The following is a 17,192-nucleotide window of genomic DNA, read 5'->3' on the forward strand; positions in this document are numbered from 1 at the left end:
TGAAGAAGACCTTGACCGATCAAAAGGCTCGAGCTTGAAGCGGCCGTCTCATACGTCCAGCACGTTCACTGGTGAGCCAGGCAACCGGACGAGCGTGTCCCCTATGTCACCGATGAGCACCATCTTCCGAGCTTTCGCTAACGGCCTGGGCGAAATCCTTGACGACCTTGACCCTGACCGGCACGCCAATCAGCTGCTCCGCTTGCTCCTGAGTCCCCTTCCACCCTTCGGTGACCTCAAGGGTCACCCCGTTGATCTCCGGGGTGAAGCCGACAGCAGAGATGTGGTCGGCCCAGTCAGCCGGCGCCTTTGCGATCCACTGAGCCGTGTCGCTCACCTTCATGACTTCCTGCTCACTGCGCGGCACAACGACAACGGTCATCTCGTAGCCGCTGGCCTCAATGGCTCGGGCCAGGATCGGGTCCTTGTCCGCACCGGGTGTGGTGACGAAGATCCGCGCCGGTCCCGTGTCCGGCAGTTGAATGCCTGCCTGTTGATCGACCGGGATCAGCTCCAAGACCTTGTTGACGGCGCCGTTCCTGATGTTTGCGGCAGGAGGTGGGACGCTCTCCTCCGGCTTCCCACCGTTGGCCTCCAGCATCTTCTTCTCCTCGGCCGTGCTCGGAGTCGAGGTCGGATCGGCCGTGGCGGGCAGCGACAGTGCCCCTGCGACAGTGAGGGAGGCGAGCAGCAGTGTGGCTCCAACCAGCCCTGCGCGACTGCGTGACGTCATGGGAAGACAGTCCTCCATCAGGCCCAAGCCAGTCAACGCCTCAAAAGTAACGGTTTGGCACACGACGGTTCGCGGCGCGCGTGAAGGTTCACTGCTGCCGTCGCGATGAGCGCCATGACAGAGTGCGCCAGAAGCTCCCTCTCTCCACCCCCGGGGGGATGGAACCATCCTTCTCTCTCCCCAGCGCCTGGCACCAACCCGCCTCGTGGGCGGACCGGTTCGCACCGAGGAGTCCTAGTAGCGGATGAATGGTCCTGCGAACACCTGTTCGACCAGCGCTATCTGGTGGCTTTGGCCGAGCCGTTCCAGGAGTGCCACGAGGGTGTCCCTGGCCTCGGCCCGTTGGCGGTTGATCGGCACCTTGTCGGTGGTGCTGTCAGGAAAGTACCGAGCGAGGAACTCGGGGGTGAGCGTGGGGGAGGGATGCTGCATCGCGAGTCCTACTGCGGCCCAGCGCCATCTTTCGACTGCTCCTCGGAGCTTCACAAGGTCGCGGGCGCGGGCCAGTGCGTGACAGCCCAGAACGGTGGTGGACAGCAGCAGGGCATCGCTGACGGTGGCGAGGACATCGGTGGTCAGCGTCCACCGGTTGCCAACGAGTTCGGGAGAGTGCAGGTCCGTACGATCGGGGAACCGATACAAGGGGACGTCCAATCTGTAGGAAGGCAGGCTGGATCTCTCCCAGCCGAGCAGGTCGAGTGCGGCCCTCGGTGCGGGGTGGGCGTCCGAGATGGCAAGTTCGAGGTGGCAGTAGCTCCACCGGTTCCTGTCCAGGACGCGGTCGGTGATTCCCAGGATGAGGTGTTCGGCGGCCTCCGCCCCTTCGTCCTCCGGTGCCCGAATTCCCGGCTTGGTGCAAAGGACTGCTTGTGTCGGTGATCCGGGCGCTGCGAGGGTGATCGTGTGGTCACCCTGGCGTTCAACGATGAGGTCTGAGAGTCTCGCCACACCAGAGGCGACCAAGGTGGTGTCGTGGTAGATCTGACCCGTGAGTCCCGGGGACTTGTCCAAGGCCGTCCAAACGGCCTCGGCGGTAACGATGTGTCGCTTCATGCCAGCAGATGAGCCACATGGGCGCGGTGCTCCGCCGCGACTCGGTAGAAGTCCACGAAGGTGAACCATTCCTCGTTGAAGATCTCCACCACCCGCCGTCGGGTCCATCGACCACCGTGGGGAGGCAGGCCCAACCGTGCCAGTTCCTTGGGATCTGCTCGGTCAACCAAGACCTGTGGATCCATTTCCTCGAGATCGCGAGCGATCGACGCCACTTGGTCAGGTTCCAGGAGCCTCCACCCACCCAGGCCAAGCACGTCGCCGGTGATCTCCGCCCCTCCGGACAGGGCAAGTGGCAACGAGCCGCTGGCAGGAATCAGTCGCTCGAACAACGCGAACCCTGTGATGTCGATGGCTCGGCCGCACAGGGGCTCGTCGGAATCGCCGGGGGAACCCGCCTCAGCGGCGGTCGGCTCATAGTAGTCGTCCTCCCACAGCATTTCGTCCCAGACGTCATCCAGCCACTCCTCTGTCTCAAGCGTGAGGTTGACGAACTCCTCCAACTCGTCGCGCGTCTTGAACGACGCACCCATCCATGACATGCCCACAGCAATCCTTTGGTCGTCACCGGCAATGGCCCTACCGCACTGTCGCGCCGAGAGTACCTCCTCCGGCACGGATCGAAATCCCACCCGCACCTGCGGCCCGGATGTTACCCGTAGATGAGAAGGTGCTTGCTCCACCTTCGGTCTGGTAGGTCGTCCTCCCATTCGCGCTAGGGTAGACGGTCTCTTGGCGAGTTTCGCTTTCGCTGAACCTTGCCCCTTCTATCTGCCGGTAGGCGGTACGGCTGCTGTCGATTGAGCGCTTCTCGCCGCAGGGGACGACGCGGACGCTAGGGAGCCCCAGGCACCGGGAAGGGATCCGACTCGGCTCGGGCGTAGCCTCGGCTTGCTGCCCATGCATCAGCCATCTCGTCCATGAAGCGGTACAGACCGCTCACGTCACGGGTCTCAATCAGACGAACCAGTGTGGATTCCTCGGTTGACAACGTCGGGTAGGGCCCTGCCCCCGTGGCGCAGTCGGAAGGCCACCGGTGCCGCAACGCGAGAAAAGCCGACGCCCTCTGTGTGGCATCCTCCATCCGGTTCAGGAGAACCGCCGACATCATCCCCTGCGGGAAGAACGTGGAGTCAGCCCATCTCGTGACATGGTCCAGTGCTTCTTCCTCCGTGCTGGGTATGCGAGGCAACATCTCTTCTGCTGCTGCCAACAACCTGTCCACGTCATAGAAGCTCTGTGAGTCCATGCCCACGGCGGGCATGCTGACGTTGAGGCCAATGAGGGAGCTTGTGGTCATCAGCGGAAAGACGAGAGTCGAAAAACTTCCCAACCAAGAGCTCTTGCTCTCGAAGGCCACTCCACGCAGAACCCAACGAGCCCCAGGGACCGCCCATATGCGTTCCTTGATCTTCTCCAGTCCCGCGTCAGCCATGAACTTGTCCAGTGCTCGGTAATACTTGCGTCTGTCAACCTTTGGCACGGGGCTCCTCACCGGTCTCGTTGTCGTCAGGAGCGCGTCGGCGATCGCGGTAGGCGGTCATGCGCGCTTGTCCTTCACGTGGACGATTGTTCCAGCTGGGGGGACCGTGGTCTTGGTGTAACCGACAGTCTTCGCTGATCCGTCGATCGGCGACATCGCAGAGCGTGCCGGCAGTAGTGCCCGACGTGCGTACTGCCCGGTCACGCCGAGTGGATGCAGTCCTGCCACCGGCGAGCCATGGCCAAGGATTCCGTCTCGACGCGACCGACTCGACGATCGGACTCCCCCGGGAGAACCAGGCGGATCGTCCTGCTCTCAATCCCGGGTCGAAGATCAACGGTCAACTGCCCTTGCTCACCACGAGTCGGTCGCCATCTTCCCAGGGGTAGCTTCCAGTGCTGGTCTCGGATGAAGAGGGTCCTGTTGGCGACCTGATACGAGGCGATGGCAAGGATGAGAAGCGTCAGAGCACCATTCGAAGCCACGAGGAAGATGTTGTCCACAGATCTTTCTCTGACCAGCATGGGTATGTACTGGAACCACTGAGCTGCAACAATCAGCCCTCCTGGCGCGAAGACCGCACAGACGATGATCGCCGACTCGCTCACCAGCCAACGAAGTGACCCCACCCGGAAAAGCACGCCACTCCCCTACCGCTGTGGTTCCCGGGCGGAAACCGACGATGCCACTGATACAGAGCGAGCACTGCCCACCGGATGTGTCTCCGAGTGCCGCCCGGGGCGATGAGCACGCGCTGGCGCCCCTGACCACGTATCCACGTCCGTGCGCAGCACATCGGTGGAGTAGCGATCCGGCGGCGCACGCCAGAAGGAGGCTGCTCGTATGACCATGGATTACCTGACTCCCACATACTCTCCCAGTGCTTCCTCAGGCACGACCGGAGACGCCGCCTGCTCTGCCATCATCGCCACGGACGCCGCTGCTGACACCTGCAGTTCCGGCTCCACACCCGTGTGCTGGATCAGGACCAACACGCTGTGACCGTCGAGCACCCGGCTTGAACCTGCCTTGAGCGGCGCTGCCGGTGAGTCGTCCGCTGCGGTGTCGGCCGCCACGTCCCAAGCCTCGGCGAACTCCGCCGGCGGCAGTGTCACCGCCACCGGGTCGGGCCGGCCGTTGAAGTAGAGCAACGCGTGGTCGTCGATGATCGGGTTGCCGATGGCGTCCTTGCCGGCGATGCCATGACCGTTGAGGTACATGCCGATCACCCGGGCGCCCGGGGCTCCCCAGTCGCTGTCCTCCATCGGACGACCCTGCGGGTGCAGCCAGACGATGTCGTTGAGCCGCTGCTCATTCCCGACCCTGGCGACTGCGGCGCCGGTGAAGAAGCGCTTGCGCCGGAAGGTGGGGTGCTCCGCGCGGAGTCGCGCGACGGTGGCGGTGAACTGCGTCAGTGGCGCGTCGGCCTCGTCCCAGTGCACCCACGAGATCTCGGAGTCCTGCGCGTAGGTGTTGTTGTTCCCACCCTTGGTGCGTCCCACCTCATCGCCGTAGAGGATCATCGGCACTCCCTGACTGAGCAGCAGCGTCGCGATCAGGTTCCGCTGCTGCCGGGCCCGCGCGGCGAGGATGTCGGGGTCGGTGGTCGGCCCCTCCACGCCGTGGTTCCAGGACCTGTTGTGGCTCTCCCCGTCACGGTTGTCCTCGCCGTTGGCGTAGTTGTGCTTCTCGTTGTACGAGACGAGGTCGCGAAGGGTGAAGCCGTCGTGGGCGGTGACGAAGTTGACGCTGGCCACCGGGCGCCGTCCGGAGTGCTCGTACAGGTCGGCCGAGCCCGCGATCCGTGCGGCGAACTCACCCAGATTCGGCTCGCCGCGCCAGAAGTCGCGGATCGCGTCGCGGAACTTGCCGTTCCACTCCGACCACTGCGGCGGGAAGTTGCCGACCTGGTACCCACCAGGGCCCACGTCCCACGGCTCGGCGATCAGCTTCACCTGGCTGATCACCGGGTCCTGCTGCACGAGTTCGAAGAACACCGCCAGCCGGTCCACGTCATAGAACTCCCGGGCCAGCGCCGAGGCGAGGTCGAAGCGGAACCCGTCCACGTGCATGTCCACCACCCAGTACCGCAGGGAGTCCATGATCAGCTGCAAGGAGTGGGGGTGCCCGACGTTGAGGGAGTTCCCGGTTCCCGTGTAGTCCATGTAGTACTGCTTCTGGTCATCGACCAGGCGGTAGTACGCCGGATTGTCGATGCCCCTGAAGCTCAGAGTTGGGCCCATGTGGTTGCCCTCCGCCGTGTGGTTGTAGACCACGTCGAGGATCACCTCGATACCGGCGGCGTGCAGGGTCTTGACCATGCCCTTGAACTCCTGCACCTGCGAGCCCGGGTCCTTGATCGAGGAGTACTCGGCGTGGGGGGCGAAGAAGGCCAAGGTGTTGTAGCCCCAGTAGTTCTTCAGACCACGCTCCACCAGGTGCGCGTCGTGGACGAACTGGTGAACCGGCATCAACTCGATCGCCGTCACCCCGAGGTCCTGCAGGTGCTTGACCACCGCCGGGTGCCCGATCCCCGCGTACGTGCCGCGCAGTTCCTCCGGAACCTCGGGATGCAGCCAGGTGATGCCCTTGACATGCGCCTCATAGATCAACGACTCGTTGTAGGGAATGTTGAGGACGCGGTCACCGGTCCAGTCGAAGAACGGGTTCACCACCACGCCCAGCATCATCCGGGCGGCGGAGTCCTCGTCGTTGCGGGAGTTCTCGTCGCCGAAGGTGTAGCCGAACAGGGACTGGTCCCAGGCGATCTGCCCTTCGGTGGCCTTCGCGTACGGGTCGAGCAGCAGCTTGTTCGGGTTGCAGCGCAGCCCAGCGGCGGGGTTGAAGGGCCCATGCACCCGATAGCCGTACCTCTGCCCCGGGCCCACCTGCGGAAGGTAACCGTGCCAGACGTAGGCGTCGACCTCGGTCAACTCCACCCTGGTCTCGTTGCGATCCGCATCGAACAGGCACAACTCGACCCGTTCGGCGACCTCACTGAACAGGGCGAAGTTCGTCCCCCTCCCGTCGTAGGTCGCACCGAGCGGGTAGGGCGATCCTGGCCAGATCTGCATCCGGTCCTCCTCCTGAGTTGGAACGCCAGACTATCGACCGTGCTCCCTCCGGGAGTCGTGCGCGGCCGACCCCCAGCCCGAGGACCCGGAAGCGCACGTCACCACGCGCGATGCCTGCTCCGACAACTGGTCCGTCCGACCGAGTGCGTGCGAGAACCATCCGTGCGGCGTCGAGGCGAGGCTTGTGCGCAGGGTCCTGTTCGCCGGAAGCCTTGAGGGCGGGTCTGGGCGGCGGGCATCAGCAGTGCATGGTGAGGTGCCGAGGGCCCAAGGGGGTTGACAAGTCGACGGAGTAAGCCGACCCGCCCATCCGACGCAGTCTGATGGTGGTGATGCTCGTACCCAGACTCTCTTGATCACTGCACGGTGTCATCCGGAGGGAGTTGCGCTGTGCCAGGACGAGATGGGAGTCCATGAAGCCACTCACTTCCAGCGCGTAGACACCATCGTCCATGAGGGCGATCTCATAGTTGGAGGAAGAAACCGGATAGATCAGCAGGGCCGCCAAGGCTCCCACGACAGTGATGGAGGCGGTCAGGCGCTTCCACTTGGAAGCGTGGCGTGACAGCAGAGCCGTCAACGTGCTGCACGCTACTGTGCCGCAGAACACCGGGAAGAAACTGTTCGGGATCTCCTGTCTCCACTCCATCACGAGCCTCGCTGCGAGGACGAGGGCCGTGATCATCACGAGGGCAATGACTGCCTCGCCGGCCATCCTTCGGCTGACTGGTCGCGTCACCATCCCGTCGAAGTCCTCCCTACAGAGCAACTGCCTAGAGCGCTCCGGCGCGCGCAGTCGAACCTAGTCTCTTCGGCCGGCGCCAAGCTCGCCACGTGCTTGGAAGTATCCAACCAATCATGACGATGACCACGAAGCCCGCGATCGCCAAGGCAGTCGCACTGGGTGCGTACAAGCCTCGGATCCAACCCCAGTATTCCATGGGGGTCATGGACTCATTCGGGTTGCGGTTGCGGACAGGCTGGACCATGTCTGCAGCCGCTTTGCTGTCAGTGAGCATCCAAGGCAGCCAGAGGAGGAAGGCCCCGGCCCAGCCCGCGGCGCACGCCACTGCAGCCCACCGCAGGAGTCGCCACGCGCCAGCGACGAAGCCAGCCCTTGTGATCATCTCTCGTCCACTCCTCGTCGCATGATCCTCTCGCTCCTTCATCTCGAACAGCCGTCCGGACCCGCTCAGGCGCCGGGGAAAAGGGTGAGGATGCAGGCCGCAAGGGTCGCGAGGATCAGGCCGATGATCGGGATCCCTACGGCGCCGTATCCCACGCGCTCACCGCGGCGATGGGCGGCGGCCAGCCGGGCGCTCCCGGCGACAGCCATCAGAACACAGAGAGCGCCCACCGACCACATCAACCAGCCGAGCACGGCGGCGATCCGGTCGGAGCCTGGTGGTGCGGTCGGTCTCGGGCCAGGCAGACCGTCCATCGGCAGCTCGAGCAGAATCTGCACGAACTGGGCGACGAGGTGCACGTCAATTCCCTTCCAAGCGCCTTCGGTTGGCCATCAGTTCCGGCCGGGGGCACTTCGCTCGTCGTCATGAGGCCACGCCCATGCTTTCATCGCTGGGGTGCATCACCCCAACGGTGCGCGAGTGCGCCTGCCGCTGGTGTCGGCTGCAAGGATGCGTGCATGACTCTCGGACACCTGATGGCGATCGCAGGGATGGTTCTCTACGGCGTGGCGAGCGTGCTCCAAGCCGCCGGGGCCCGACGAGCCTCCGGGCCGTCCGTGATGGCGCAACCCCTGTACCTCGTCGGCCTTGCCTGTGACGGGCTGGCCTGGCTGGCGTCACTGGTGGCGCTCGCCTGGCTCCCCCTCTTCGTCGTCCAGGCCGTCCTCGCTGCCTCGCTCGCCGTCACGGTGCTGCTCGCCGTGCCCGTCCTGCGCATCCGGCCGAGCCGGGGCCAGCTCGCCGCCATAGCGGTGGTCACCCTGGGCCTGGTCGTGGTGTCCGCGTCCGCCGGTGACGAAGCGCCCGCCTCCCCTCCCCCAGCGTTCACGTGGGCCCTGCTGGGGGCGACCGTGCTGCTCCTGGCCGCTGCAGCGGTCTCCTATGGCCGGGGCCACCCAGCGCTGTTGGGGCTGGTGGCCGGACTGCTGTTCTCTGTCTCGGCACTGGGTGCCCGAGCGGAGCACCTGGGAGAGCACGGTGTGCTCGATGCGCTGCGCCACGGGCTGACCTGGCTCGTCGTGGTCGCCGGTGTCGCGGGGGCGCTGATGTACGCCCGCGCCCTTGAGCGCGGCGCGGTGGGCACCGTGACCGCCGTGTTGTGGGTCGCGGAGGTCGTCGTGCCCGCGGCCGTGGGGTTGCTGTGGTTGCACGACCAGGTGCGCGCCGGGTGGTGGGCCCCGGCGCTGCTCGGGCTTGCCGCCTGCATCGGCGGTTGCATCGTCCTGGCCCGTGCCCCCGCCAACGCCGAGGCCTGACTTCGTCCGACCAAATCCTCCCAATCGCTTGACGCGAGCGTTAATCCAAGCTTTGGATTAACTCACTGTCACGAACGATCAAGGGAGATTCACGTGCAGAAGCCCCCCAACCCCTCCAATCCCGCCAGCCCTTCCATGCTCACCAGTCGTCGAACGCTCGGCCGCGCCGCCGGCATCGCCGGTCTCGCAGCGATGGGCCTGTCCGCACCCATGACCGCCCACGCCAAGCCCGCCCCTCCGGCCACCACCCCCTCCCCCGTGTGGGGGCTGCGGGCAGCGCAGACCTGGGACCTCGTCCAGAAGTACTTCGCCACCCACGACGGCAGCCAGCTCTTCCGGGAGCGATTCCCCTTCGAGGGCTCGCACGACAACCCCTACTCCTACGAGTGGCCCTTCTCGCAGGCGCACGGGGCCGCCCTCGACCTCACCGGCATGACCGGTGCCGGTCACCGGTTCGACCAGGCATTGGCCGACTGCCGCACCGGTCAGTCCCGGTACTGGAGCCAGTCCGGATCGACGGGCCTGCCGGGCCACGCCTCGTACCCGATGCCACCGTGGGGGTGGGGCGGTGACTTCTTCTACGACGACAACGAATGGGTCGGCCTGATCGACGTGCAGCGCCACCTCATGCAGGGTGGGGCCTCGTCCGATCTCGACGAGGCGAAGGCCATCTTCGACCTGGTGGTCAGCGGGTGGGACGACGACCCGACCCACCCCTCCCCCGGAGGTGTCTTCTGGACCCAGGCGAACTGGAGCTCCGACCGCAACACCGTCTCGAACATGCCCGGGGCAGAACTGGGTCTTCGCCTGCACCTGCTGACCGGCGAGCAGTCGTACCTCGACTGGTCGCTGCGCATGTACGAGTGGACGAACTCCACCCTGCAGCGTGCCGACGGCCTCTACCACGACAACATCAAGCTGTCGGGCGACATCGACCGCACCATCTGGAGTTACAACCAGGGCGTCCCGATCGGCGTCAACACGCTGCTGTACCTGGCCACCGGTGAGCGCAAGTACGTGGACGAGGCCCAGCGGATCGCCGACGCGGCGGAAGCCTTCTACGCCGGCGGTGCGCTGGAGAAGCAACCGCCGTTCTTCAACTCCATCTACTTCAAGAACCTGCTGCTGCTGGCCTCCGTCACCGGGCGCGTCGATGCGGCGGTTCGGATGGGTGAGTACGCGACGTGGGCGTGGCAGCAGCGCCGCGACCCCGAGACCGGCCTGTTCTACTTCCCCAACGACGACCCGACCAGGGCCGAGCTGATCGAGAACGCCGCCATGGTGCAGATCATGGCCGTGCTCGCGTGGCCGCAGCGTGACTGGGGCAAGCTCTACTGAGATCGGTGGGCGTCGGCCAGATGCCCGGTAGCCTCCGAGCATGGATGCTTTCGCAGTTCTGGCCGACGCCGCCCATCGTCCCGTCGACTCCGCCAACGCCCTCGTGCGCGGGCTCGACCTGGACGCGCTGCACGCCCGTCCCGACGGCAAGGGCAACAGCATCGCCTGGTTGATCTGGCATGCCGGCAGACAACTCGACTCCCAGGTGGCTGAGCTGACCGGACGCGAGCAGGTGTGGCACACCGGCGACTGGGCGAGGCGCACGGGCATCCACCGCGACGACCAGGAGTCCGGCTTCGGTGACGACGACGGCGACGTGGAATCGCTGCGAGTGAGCGACCCCTCGGTGCTGCCCGCCTACCTGTCGGACGCGGTCGCCAGCCTGCTGCACCATCTGGACGAAATCGACGAATCCGCCTTGGACGACGTCGTCGACACTCGCTGGGACCCTCCCGTGACCCGAGGGGTGCGTCTGGTCAGCGTGATCGACGATGCGGTGGCCCATGTGGCGCAGGCCCAGTACGTCCGCGGGATCGTGGCCGACTGGAGCATCGGGTACTGACGCCGGGCCGTGCGCACCGACGGCAGGTGAGGGTCCGCCGCCATCTGACGATATGATGAGTTCATCATGCCGCAATCCTGGACCGCCCGACCCCTGTACGAGGTGAAGGCCGGCCTGTTCCAAGGCCTCACGCACCCGTACCGCATCCTCATCCTCGAACTGCTCGCCGACGACGAGGAACACACCGTCTCCGAACTCGGTCTCCACACCCAGCTCGAGGCCTCCCACCTGAGCCAGCACCTGGCCGTGCTGCGCAAGAACCGCCTCGTCGTCTCCGAACGGCGTGGCAGCCACGTGTTCTACCGACAGTTCTCCCCCGCCGTCGCCGAACTGCTCACCGTCGCCCGCAGACTGCTGAAGGACCTGGCCGCCGATGCCAGCCTGCAGTGGGACGAGGTCGCATCGCTGCCCGAGATCCCCAGCCGATGACGACGACGGACTCGTCCCCCGGGTCGCCTCTGGCCTGGGCCAGGCAGGTGGTCGGACTCCTGCCCGCCGTGTCGGATTATCGCGACCTGCGCACCACGTGGCGGGGGGACGTTCTCGGTGGCATCACCGTCGGCGTGGTCGCGCTGCCGCTGGCGCTGGGGTTCGGGGTCAGCTCCGGAGTCAGCGCCGAGGCTGGTCTGGTCACCGCCATCGTGGCGGGGCTGCTGGCCGCCGTCTTCGGCGGCTCGAACGTGCAGGTGTCGGGCCCCACCGGGGCCATGGTCGTGGTGCTGCTGCCGATCGTGGCTCAGTACGGCGCCGGTACCGTCGCCACCGTCAGCATCATTGCCGGCCTGTTCACCCTGATCGCGGGCGCGCTGCGGCTGGGCCGGGCCGTCTCGTTCATCCCGTGGCCCGTCATCGAGGGCTTCACCCTCGGCATCGCGCTGATCATCTTCCTGCAGCAGGTGCCCCTGCTGACCTCGGGGCATCGGGTCGCTGCCGGCGCACACAGTTCCAATGCCCTGATCGCCGCCGGCCAGTCCTTGGCGCAGGCGGACTGGTCGTACCTGCTGTGGGCGGCCGGGGCTGCGGCGGTGGTCGCGCTCTGCATGCTGGTGGCACCGCGGGTCTACCGGGCCGTGCCCGGATCGTTGGTCGGCATCGTGGTGGTCGCGGGGCTGGCCGCCGTCGTGCCCAACCCGCTGGCCGTGATCGGCACCCTGCCGCACTCGCTGCCGGTGCCCGGGCTGCCCACGATCGACCCGTCGACCCTGGGTCACCTCGTCGCGCCGGCGCTCACCGTGGCCGCGCTGGCCGCGATCGAGTCGTTGTTGTCGGCGCGGGTCGCTGCGTCCCTCGACGACACCGGTCCCTACGACCCGGACCGCGAACTGGTCGGTCAGGGCGTGGCCTCCATCGGCGCCGGACTGTTCGGCGGCATGCCCTCGACGGGCGCCATCGCACGCACCGCCGTCAACGTCCGGTCGGGCGGACGATCGCGCCTGGCCGCCATCATCCACGCCTCCGTGCTGCTGCTGATCGTGCTCGTCGCCGCCGGTCCTGTGGGCCGGATCCCGCTGGCCGCACTCGGGGGCATCCTGATGGTCACGGCGGTGCGCATGGTGCACGCCGCGACGGTGCGCTCCATCCTGGGATCGACCAGGGGCGACGCCATCAGCTTCATCGTCACGGCTGTGGTCACCGTGTCGTTCGACCTGATCGTGGCGGTCGCGGTCGGGGTGGTCGTGATCGGCATCGTGGCGATCAGGAACATGGCCCGGGCCACCGGTGTGAGTCGCGAGGACCTGCCCGGTCAACCTCGCCCGGGGGACGAGCGGATCGCGACCCTGCGCCTGGACGGCCCACTCATCTTCGCCTCGTCCGACCGGGTCTTCGAGACGGTGACGAGCATCGAGCACGTCAGCGTCGTGATCCTGCGGATGTCGCAACTCGAACTGATCGATGCCAGTGGTGCCCGCGTGCTGACCGAGATCGTGCGCGCCCTGGAGCGCCGGGGCATCACGGTGCTGATCAAGGGGGTGCAGGAAGGCCACGAGCAGTTGTTCCAGAGCGTCGGCGTGCTGGCCTCGCTGCGGCACCACGAACACCTGTACACGACGATGGACGAGGCCGTCGCGCACGCCCGCAGCCACGTGGCCCGGGCCTCGTCCGCGGTGGGAATCGGCTGACGCCGCTCGCGCTCAGCCCCCGGTGCCGGTGTAGAAGGCGTACGTCGCGTCGGCCTGTCGCTGGGCGAGGTCGGGCTCGGTGCCTGCCGCGACGGCGGCTCGGCCCCAGGCGTCGGCCGCGCCGCGGTGGAACGCGCGGCCCTCATCGGTGGCGACCCACGCCATCAGTTCGGCTGGCGTCATCGACCCGCCCCGGCCCGACAGGTGCAGCGCGAGCCCCAGCAGGCCGCCCTCCCATCCGACACCGGTGGCACCCGGCCCGAAGGTCGCCGCCATCTCGGCGGGCACGTCGTCCTCGCGGGCGACGTGCTCCAGGTCGAAGCGGGTCTGTTCCCCCGCGGACTCGAGGCGCACCGTGACCCACGAGACCCCGCCCATCTCCCACGTGACCCGGTACCGGGCCGAGCCCTCGCTGGGAGGCTCGCACTCCAGTACCTCTCCCCCGGCGTTGCCCTCGAACTGGTAGCGACCACCCACCCGCAGCTCTCCGGAGACCGGCATGAACCAGCGTGCGATCCGGTCGGGGGAGGTGACGGCGTCCCATACTTCGTCCAGAAGGCTGGGGAAGGTCTGGCTGAGGGTCTGGACGAGCACCAGTTCACCGTCGCGCTCCTCGCGGCGCCAGCCGCGAGTCACAGCACCGAGTTGTCCAGTGACGTTCATGGTCGCTCCCGTGACGTGAGTGAGGGGTGGGGTCCGTCGGACGGCGCGAACGTCGTCCGACGGGCGGGTTCGAGGTCAGAGGTGCAGCGACTCGATCTCGTCGGCCGACAGTTCGAGTGTCATCGCCTGCGCGGAGTCGAGGATCGACTCGGGACGAGAGGCGCCGGGGATCGGGATGACCCGATCGCTCAGCGACAACTGCCACGCGAGCACGACCTGCTGGGGGCTGACACCGCGAGCCTGCGCGATCCGCTGCACGGCCGGGTACTTGCCGCCCACCTCCTTGGCGCCCCCCGAGCCACCCAACGGCGACCAGGGCAGGAAGGCGATGTCGTGATCGGAACAGAACTGCAACTCGCTCAGGGAGGTGTGGTTGAAGCGCAGTGAGAACTCGTTCTGCACAGCGGCCAGACCGCCCTCGCCCAGCACCTCGAGGGCGATCTCGATCTCTTCGACGTTGGCGTTCGAGATGCCGATCTCCTTGATCTTCCCCTCGGCCTTGAGGTCGGCGAAGACCTGCACGCAGTCGGCGTAGAGGCGGTGACGGTCGGGGCGGTGCCAGTAGTAGAGGTCGATGACGTCGACCTGCAGGTTCCGCAGGGACTTCTCGACGGCCTGGCGCAGGTACTCCGGTGAACCGTTGCGTCCCCACACATTGCCCTGGCTCCTGGTGATGCCGCCCTTGGTGGCCACCACGATCGAGTCCCGGTCCCCGGACCACGACTTCAGGGCGTGGGCGACCCGTTGCTCGTTGTGGCCCATCGTGTCCCACGAAGGGGCGTAGATGTCGGCGGTGTCGATCAGGGTGATGTTGGCATCGAGGGCGGCGTGGATGGTGGCGTCGGACTGCTCGTCACTGGGCAGGGGGTCCTTGAACGACAGGGGCATGGCCCCCAGCCCGATCGCCGAGACCTGGAACTGGCCGATGGTTCGCTGAGGTGCATTCATGTGACCCACTCTCGCACGGTCGTGAACCACGTCACACCTAGGCTCGTCCCATGAGTCCGCTGGATGACGAGGTGCTCGACAGGCTCGAGCGGAATGCGCAGGCGTTCCTCGACGAGGCTGCCCGGCTCGACGAGGCGGCCTCGGCCGTCGTCACCATCACCAACGACGGTGCCAGTGTCACCGTGAACGCGCGTGGTCAGCTGGTGGCTGTCGAGTTCCCGGCGACCCCGACCACGCCCGACCGGTGGAATCGACAGTTCGGTGAGGCCTACACCCAGGCCCTGTTCGAGCGACCCGAGGTGCAGGTCCCGCGCCTGGTGCCGGGCACCCCCGGCGGGCCGGCCCCCGAGGGCCCGCGCGCCCCGGAGCAGGACCTGGTCGCCGCACAGATCCGAGCCGACCAGGATCGGGCGCTCTCCCACCTGGCAGACCCGGACGAGGGGCCGGTCACGTCGACGGCCACCGTGCGGGGGGTGACCCTCACGGTGAATGCCGTCGAGGTGATCATCGACGCGATCGTCTCAACCGAGGCACTGCGTGACCACCAGAGCTTCACCGACCTGGGTGAGCACGTGATGGCCGCCTACACCGAGGCCTGCGCCCGGCTTGCGCCCCCGGTCCCCTGACCCGCCCCCTTCCCTGACCCGACCCATTGCCTGACCCGACCCGATCGAGGAGTTCACGCATGCCGACCGACTTCCGCATCGACGCCTTCGCCGTCGTGCGCGCCAACGCTCCCCTGCAGGACGCCGAGTCTGTCCTGGCAGGGTTGAGCATCCCTGCCCCCGACCCGGCCATGTACGGCCAACTGGTCGGCAGCGCCGGCGCGACCACCGAACCGCGCACCACCGACCAGCACAACGACGTGGTGCTCGCCCTCTCGGAGGTCTTCGGTTCCACGTCCGATGGCCTGGCGGCCACCGGCAGCTGCTACCAACAGGTCGAGAGCGGCCACGTCGAGCTGATCGCAGACGCCATCGTGCGGGGACTGAACTGATGTCGGTCGCCGCGCCCACCGCCACCATGTCGAGGACTGCCGCCATGAGGACCGGGGCCACCACCGCGCAGCTCAACTCCGCCGTCGCGCTGCTGGGCGACAACCACGGGGCCAGCCCCTTCGGTGACCTCAAGGGTGCCGGGGCCGTGGTGGTCGACGTGGTGATCGACCAGACGATCGACACCGCGCAATGGGTCGCCGACCAACTGCCCCACGACATCTTCGGGTGGATCGTCGATGCCGTGGCCAAGGTGCACGAGACCTTCGAGCAGCTCACCGGTGACACCTCGCAGATCGGGGCCCATGTCGGTGCCCTGATGAGGGCCTCCCAGCAGGTGGCCTCCCAACAGGCCCAGGCCAGTGGCTGTGGATCGGCCGTCGGCCAGATCTGGCAGGGACAGGCCTACGACTCGTTCTCGACCAGGATCCGCGCCCTCGGACGAGCCACCGGTGCCGTGTCGGGCGTGCTCACCAGCGCGGCCGAACGTCACCTGGTGCTGGCCGGACAGTTGGCCTCCGCCAAGCGGGGCCTGATCGAACTCACGGCCGAACTGGTCAGGGAACTGTGCAACACCGCGTTCACCATCGTCCGGTCGTTGGGTCTGGTGGTGGCCGCCGGGGTGTGGGTGCTCGGCGCCGCCGCGCTCGGCGGAGGCATCTCGGGTGGTTTCAAGGGTGCGGTGAACGGTTTCACCAAGGGTGGCTTCGGCGGCATGATCAGCGGTGGTTTCCACGGTGCGGTCAGCGGTGCGAAGGAGAGCGTCGAAGCGGTGCTCAAGGTGGCCTTCGACCGGTTCGTGCAGTGGGCCATGGGCAGGGTCGGCCAGGCCCTGCAGAGGATCGCCGTGTTCGTCCGCCAGAACATCGACGTGATGACCGCCACCTTGGGCCAGATCGCCGACACCGGCATGCGCTCCCAGCGCGCAGCGGCCCTGCTGCGCGGCCAGAGCGACCCGGGCAGCGCCTCCGACGGGCCGTCCCGCGGCAGCTACGGTGACCGGGCACGAGGTGCCGACCCGCAGGCCATGGACGGTGACCTGATCGCCCTCAACCAGGCGATGGGTTCACCCGATGCTCCCCTTCCGCCGGGATACTCCCGCGCCACGGACGCCGATCTGGCGGCGCTCGGTCTGACCCGCGCCCAACTGACCGATCCGAACGGCTTCCAGGCCGAGGTGTTCAGGACACCGGAGGGCGGCTACGTGGTGGCCTTCGCCGGCACGGGCGCTGCTGGTGGGCAGTTCCAGCCCGATGCGGTCGAGGACGGGATCGGGGGCGCCACGGTCTCACCCCAGACCCAGCAGGTGCTCGCCATCTCTGACGCGATCGAACGCAGCAGTCAGGGCGACCAGGTGGTCTACACCGGCCACTCCCTGGGTGGGCGGCAGGCCGCCATCGCCGCCATCAACTCGGGCCAGCCGGCCGTCACCTACGACGCGGCCGGTGTCAGCCAGGCCACCGTCAACTACGTCGCAGAGCGCAACGGGGACGACCCGGCGGCCCTGATCAGCCGGGCGAACGACGACCAGATCCGCCGCTACTACGCCAGCGACGACCCGCTGACCGCCTTCCAGGAAGGCAACGGTGACAGCGCGGCGGCGGCACTCCCCGACGCGATCGGTCGTCCGTACCCCTTGGGCGACGCCCCCGGCAACAACCCCTCGGCGGGGCAGGGCGTCCCCGACTTCGCCGGCCACGACCTCAGCCATGCGGGCGACCTGTGGGAGCAGCGTTACGGATCGCTCAGGGAGTGATCAGCGGCGGGTGCAGGTCTTTCA

At 67.1% G+C, this 17,192-nt stretch carries 18 protein-coding genes; 8 read left to right on the forward strand and 10 right to left on the reverse strand.

Annotation, left to right across the window (positions count from 1 at the left end):
* Window positions 1-106: 106 nt before the first annotated feature.
* The 8 genes from H507_RS0107785 to H507_RS15530 form a co-directional block, all read right to left on the reverse strand.
* A complete protein-coding gene (locus tag H507_RS0107785; RefSeq protein WP_157438926.1) occupies window positions 107-733 on the reverse strand; it encodes a hypothetical protein in 627 nt (208 codons plus the stop codon).
* A 234-nt stretch (window positions 734-967) separates the two neighbouring features.
* Window positions 968-1,786 (reverse strand): hypothetical protein, encoded by an 819-nt coding sequence (locus H507_RS0107790; RefSeq protein ID WP_022910161.1) that lies wholly within the window; start codon window positions 1,784-1,786, stop codon window positions 968-970.
* Entirely contained in the window at window positions 1,783-2,469 is a 687-nt protein-coding gene (locus tag H507_RS0107795) for a DUF1877 family protein (protein WP_169512697.1), read from the reverse strand. The genes H507_RS0107790 and H507_RS0107795 overlap by 4 nt, the downstream gene beginning before the upstream one ends.
* A gap of 152 nt (window positions 2,470-2,621) precedes the next feature.
* On the reverse strand, window positions 2,622-3,269 hold the full coding sequence (locus H507_RS0107800) for a hypothetical protein (RefSeq protein WP_157438927.1): 648 nt from the start codon (window positions 3,267-3,269) through the stop codon (window positions 2,622-2,624).
* A 200-nt stretch (window positions 3,270-3,469) separates the two neighbouring features.
* Entirely contained in the window at window positions 3,470-3,877 is a 408-nt protein-coding gene (locus H507_RS0107805; RefSeq protein WP_022910164.1) for a hypothetical protein, read from the reverse strand.
* A 246-nt stretch (window positions 3,878-4,123) separates the two neighbouring features.
* On the reverse strand, window positions 4,124-6,343 hold the full coding sequence (glgX, locus tag H507_RS15520) for a glycogen debranching protein GlgX (protein WP_022910165.1): 2,220 nt from the start codon (window positions 6,341-6,343) through the stop codon (window positions 4,124-4,126).
* 238 nt (window positions 6,344-6,581) lie between these two features.
* Window positions 6,582-7,058 carry a hypothetical protein gene (locus H507_RS0107815; RefSeq protein ID WP_022910166.1) on the reverse strand — a complete coding sequence of 159 codons (477 nt, stop codon included), beginning with the start codon at window positions 7,056-7,058 and terminating at the stop codon, window positions 6,582-6,584.
* 477 nt (window positions 7,059-7,535) lie between these two features.
* A complete protein-coding gene (locus H507_RS15530; RefSeq protein ID WP_022910167.1) occupies window positions 7,536-7,829 on the reverse strand; it encodes a hypothetical protein in 294 nt (97 codons plus the stop codon).
* Window positions 7,830-7,988: 159 nt separating this feature from the next.
* Between H507_RS15530 and H507_RS15535 the strand changes: the two genes are divergently transcribed.
* The 5 genes from H507_RS15535 to H507_RS0107845 all read left to right on the forward strand — a co-directional run bounded on the left by H507_RS15535 (window position 7,989) and on the right by H507_RS0107845 (window position 12,806).
* Window positions 7,989-8,786 carry a hypothetical protein gene (locus H507_RS15535; RefSeq protein WP_022910168.1) on the forward strand — a complete coding sequence of 266 codons (798 nt, stop codon included), beginning with the start codon at window positions 7,989-7,991 and terminating at the stop codon, window positions 8,784-8,786.
* 93 nt (window positions 8,787-8,879) lie between these two features.
* Window positions 8,880-10,124: a glycoside hydrolase family 76 protein gene (locus H507_RS0107830; RefSeq protein ID WP_022910169.1), complete on the forward strand. Its 1,245-nt coding sequence runs from the start codon at window positions 8,880-8,882 to the stop codon at window positions 10,122-10,124.
* A 40-nt stretch (window positions 10,125-10,164) separates the two neighbouring features.
* Entirely contained in the window at window positions 10,165-10,686 is a 522-nt protein-coding gene (locus H507_RS0107835; protein ID WP_022910170.1) for a mycothiol transferase, read from the forward strand.
* Between the two features lie 66 nt (window positions 10,687-10,752).
* Window positions 10,753-11,115, forward strand: a complete 363-nt coding sequence (locus tag H507_RS0107840; protein WP_022910171.1) for an ArsR/SmtB family transcription factor — start codon at window positions 10,753-10,755, stop codon at window positions 11,113-11,115.
* Entirely contained in the window at window positions 11,112-12,806 is a 1,695-nt protein-coding gene (locus tag H507_RS0107845) for a SulP family inorganic anion transporter (protein WP_022910172.1), read from the forward strand. The genes H507_RS0107840 and H507_RS0107845 overlap by 4 nt, the downstream gene beginning before the upstream one ends.
* 12 nt (window positions 12,807-12,818) lie before the next feature.
* Here H507_RS0107845 and H507_RS0107850 read toward each other — a convergent pair whose 3' ends face one another.
* Entirely contained in the window at window positions 12,819-13,469 is a 651-nt protein-coding gene (locus tag H507_RS0107850) for an SRPBCC domain-containing protein (RefSeq protein ID WP_022910173.1), read from the reverse strand.
* A gap of 75 nt (window positions 13,470-13,544) precedes the next feature.
* The gene (locus tag H507_RS0107855) at window positions 13,545-14,417 is read right to left on the reverse strand and encodes an aldo/keto reductase (RefSeq protein WP_022910174.1); all 873 of its coding nucleotides are present in this window, start codon (window positions 14,415-14,417) and stop codon (window positions 13,545-13,547) included.
* A gap of 50 nt (window positions 14,418-14,467) precedes the next feature.
* Between H507_RS0107855 and H507_RS0107860 the strand changes: the two genes are divergently transcribed.
* From H507_RS0107860 to H507_RS17290, 3 genes are read left to right on the forward strand one after another with little or no spacing between them, the layout of a single operon-like run.
* On the forward strand, window positions 14,468-15,043 hold the full coding sequence (locus H507_RS0107860; RefSeq protein WP_022910175.1) for a hypothetical protein: 576 nt from the start codon (window positions 14,468-14,470) through the stop codon (window positions 15,041-15,043).
* 59 nt (window positions 15,044-15,102) lie between these two features.
* The gene (locus H507_RS0107865; protein WP_022910176.1) at window positions 15,103-15,414 is read left to right on the forward strand and encodes a hypothetical protein; all 312 of its coding nucleotides are present in this window, start codon (window positions 15,103-15,105) and stop codon (window positions 15,412-15,414) included.
* Entirely contained in the window at window positions 15,414-17,168 is a 1,755-nt protein-coding gene (locus tag H507_RS17290; RefSeq protein ID WP_022910177.1) for a Tle-like phospholipase domain-containing protein, read from the forward strand. The genes H507_RS0107865 and H507_RS17290 overlap by 1 nt, the downstream gene beginning before the upstream one ends.
* Window positions 17,169-17,192 lie beyond the last annotated feature (24 nt).

The organism is Aestuariimicrobium kwangyangense DSM 21549, assembly GCF_000421525.1.
Taxonomy (GTDB): domain Bacteria; phylum Actinomycetota; class Actinomycetes; order Propionibacteriales; family Propionibacteriaceae; genus Aestuariimicrobium; species Aestuariimicrobium kwangyangense.

What these genes read in the sequence shown, in the direction of transcription:
- H507_RS15535 (WP_022910168.1), top strand. Translation starts at nt 7,989, where the DNA reads ATGACTCTCGGACACCTGATGGCGATCGCAGGGATGGTTCTCTACGGC.
- H507_RS0107815 (WP_022910166.1), bottom strand. Translation starts at nt 7,058, where the DNA reads ATGGCCGGCGAGGCAGTCATTGCCCTCGTGATGATCACGGCCCTCGTC.
- H507_RS0107790 (WP_022910161.1), bottom strand. Translation starts at nt 1,786, where the DNA reads ATGAAGCGACACATCGTTACCGCCGAGGCCGTTTGGACGGCCTTGGAC.
- H507_RS0107855 (WP_022910174.1), bottom strand. Translation starts at nt 14,417, where the DNA reads ATGAATGCACCTCAGCGAACCATCGGCCAGTTCCAGGTCTCGGCGATC.
- H507_RS0107840 (WP_022910171.1), top strand. Translation starts at nt 10,753, where the DNA reads ATGCCGCAATCCTGGACCGCCCGACCCCTGTACGAGGTGAAGGCCGGC.
- H507_RS0107860 (WP_022910175.1), top strand. Translation starts at nt 14,468, where the DNA reads ATGAGTCCGCTGGATGACGAGGTGCTCGACAGGCTCGAGCGGAATGCG.
- H507_RS0107785 (WP_157438926.1), bottom strand. Translation starts at nt 733, where the DNA reads ATGACGTCACGCAGTCGCGCAGGGCTGGTTGGAGCCACACTGCTGCTC.
- H507_RS0107850 (WP_022910173.1), bottom strand. Translation starts at nt 13,469, where the DNA reads ATGAACGTCACTGGACAACTCGGTGCTGTGACTCGCGGCTGGCGCCGC.
- H507_RS0107865 (WP_022910176.1), top strand. Translation starts at nt 15,103, where the DNA reads ATGCCGACCGACTTCCGCATCGACGCCTTCGCCGTCGTGCGCGCCAAC.
- H507_RS0107835 (WP_022910170.1), top strand. Translation starts at nt 10,165, where the DNA reads ATGGATGCTTTCGCAGTTCTGGCCGACGCCGCCCATCGTCCCGTCGAC.
- H507_RS0107845 (WP_022910172.1), top strand. Translation starts at nt 11,112, where the DNA reads ATGACGACGACGGACTCGTCCCCCGGGTCGCCTCTGGCCTGGGCCAGG.
- H507_RS17290 (WP_022910177.1), top strand. Translation starts at nt 15,414, where the DNA reads ATGTCGGTCGCCGCGCCCACCGCCACCATGTCGAGGACTGCCGCCATG.
- glgX (WP_022910165.1), bottom strand. Translation starts at nt 6,343, where the DNA reads ATGCAGATCTGGCCAGGATCGCCCTACCCGCTCGGTGCGACCTACGAC.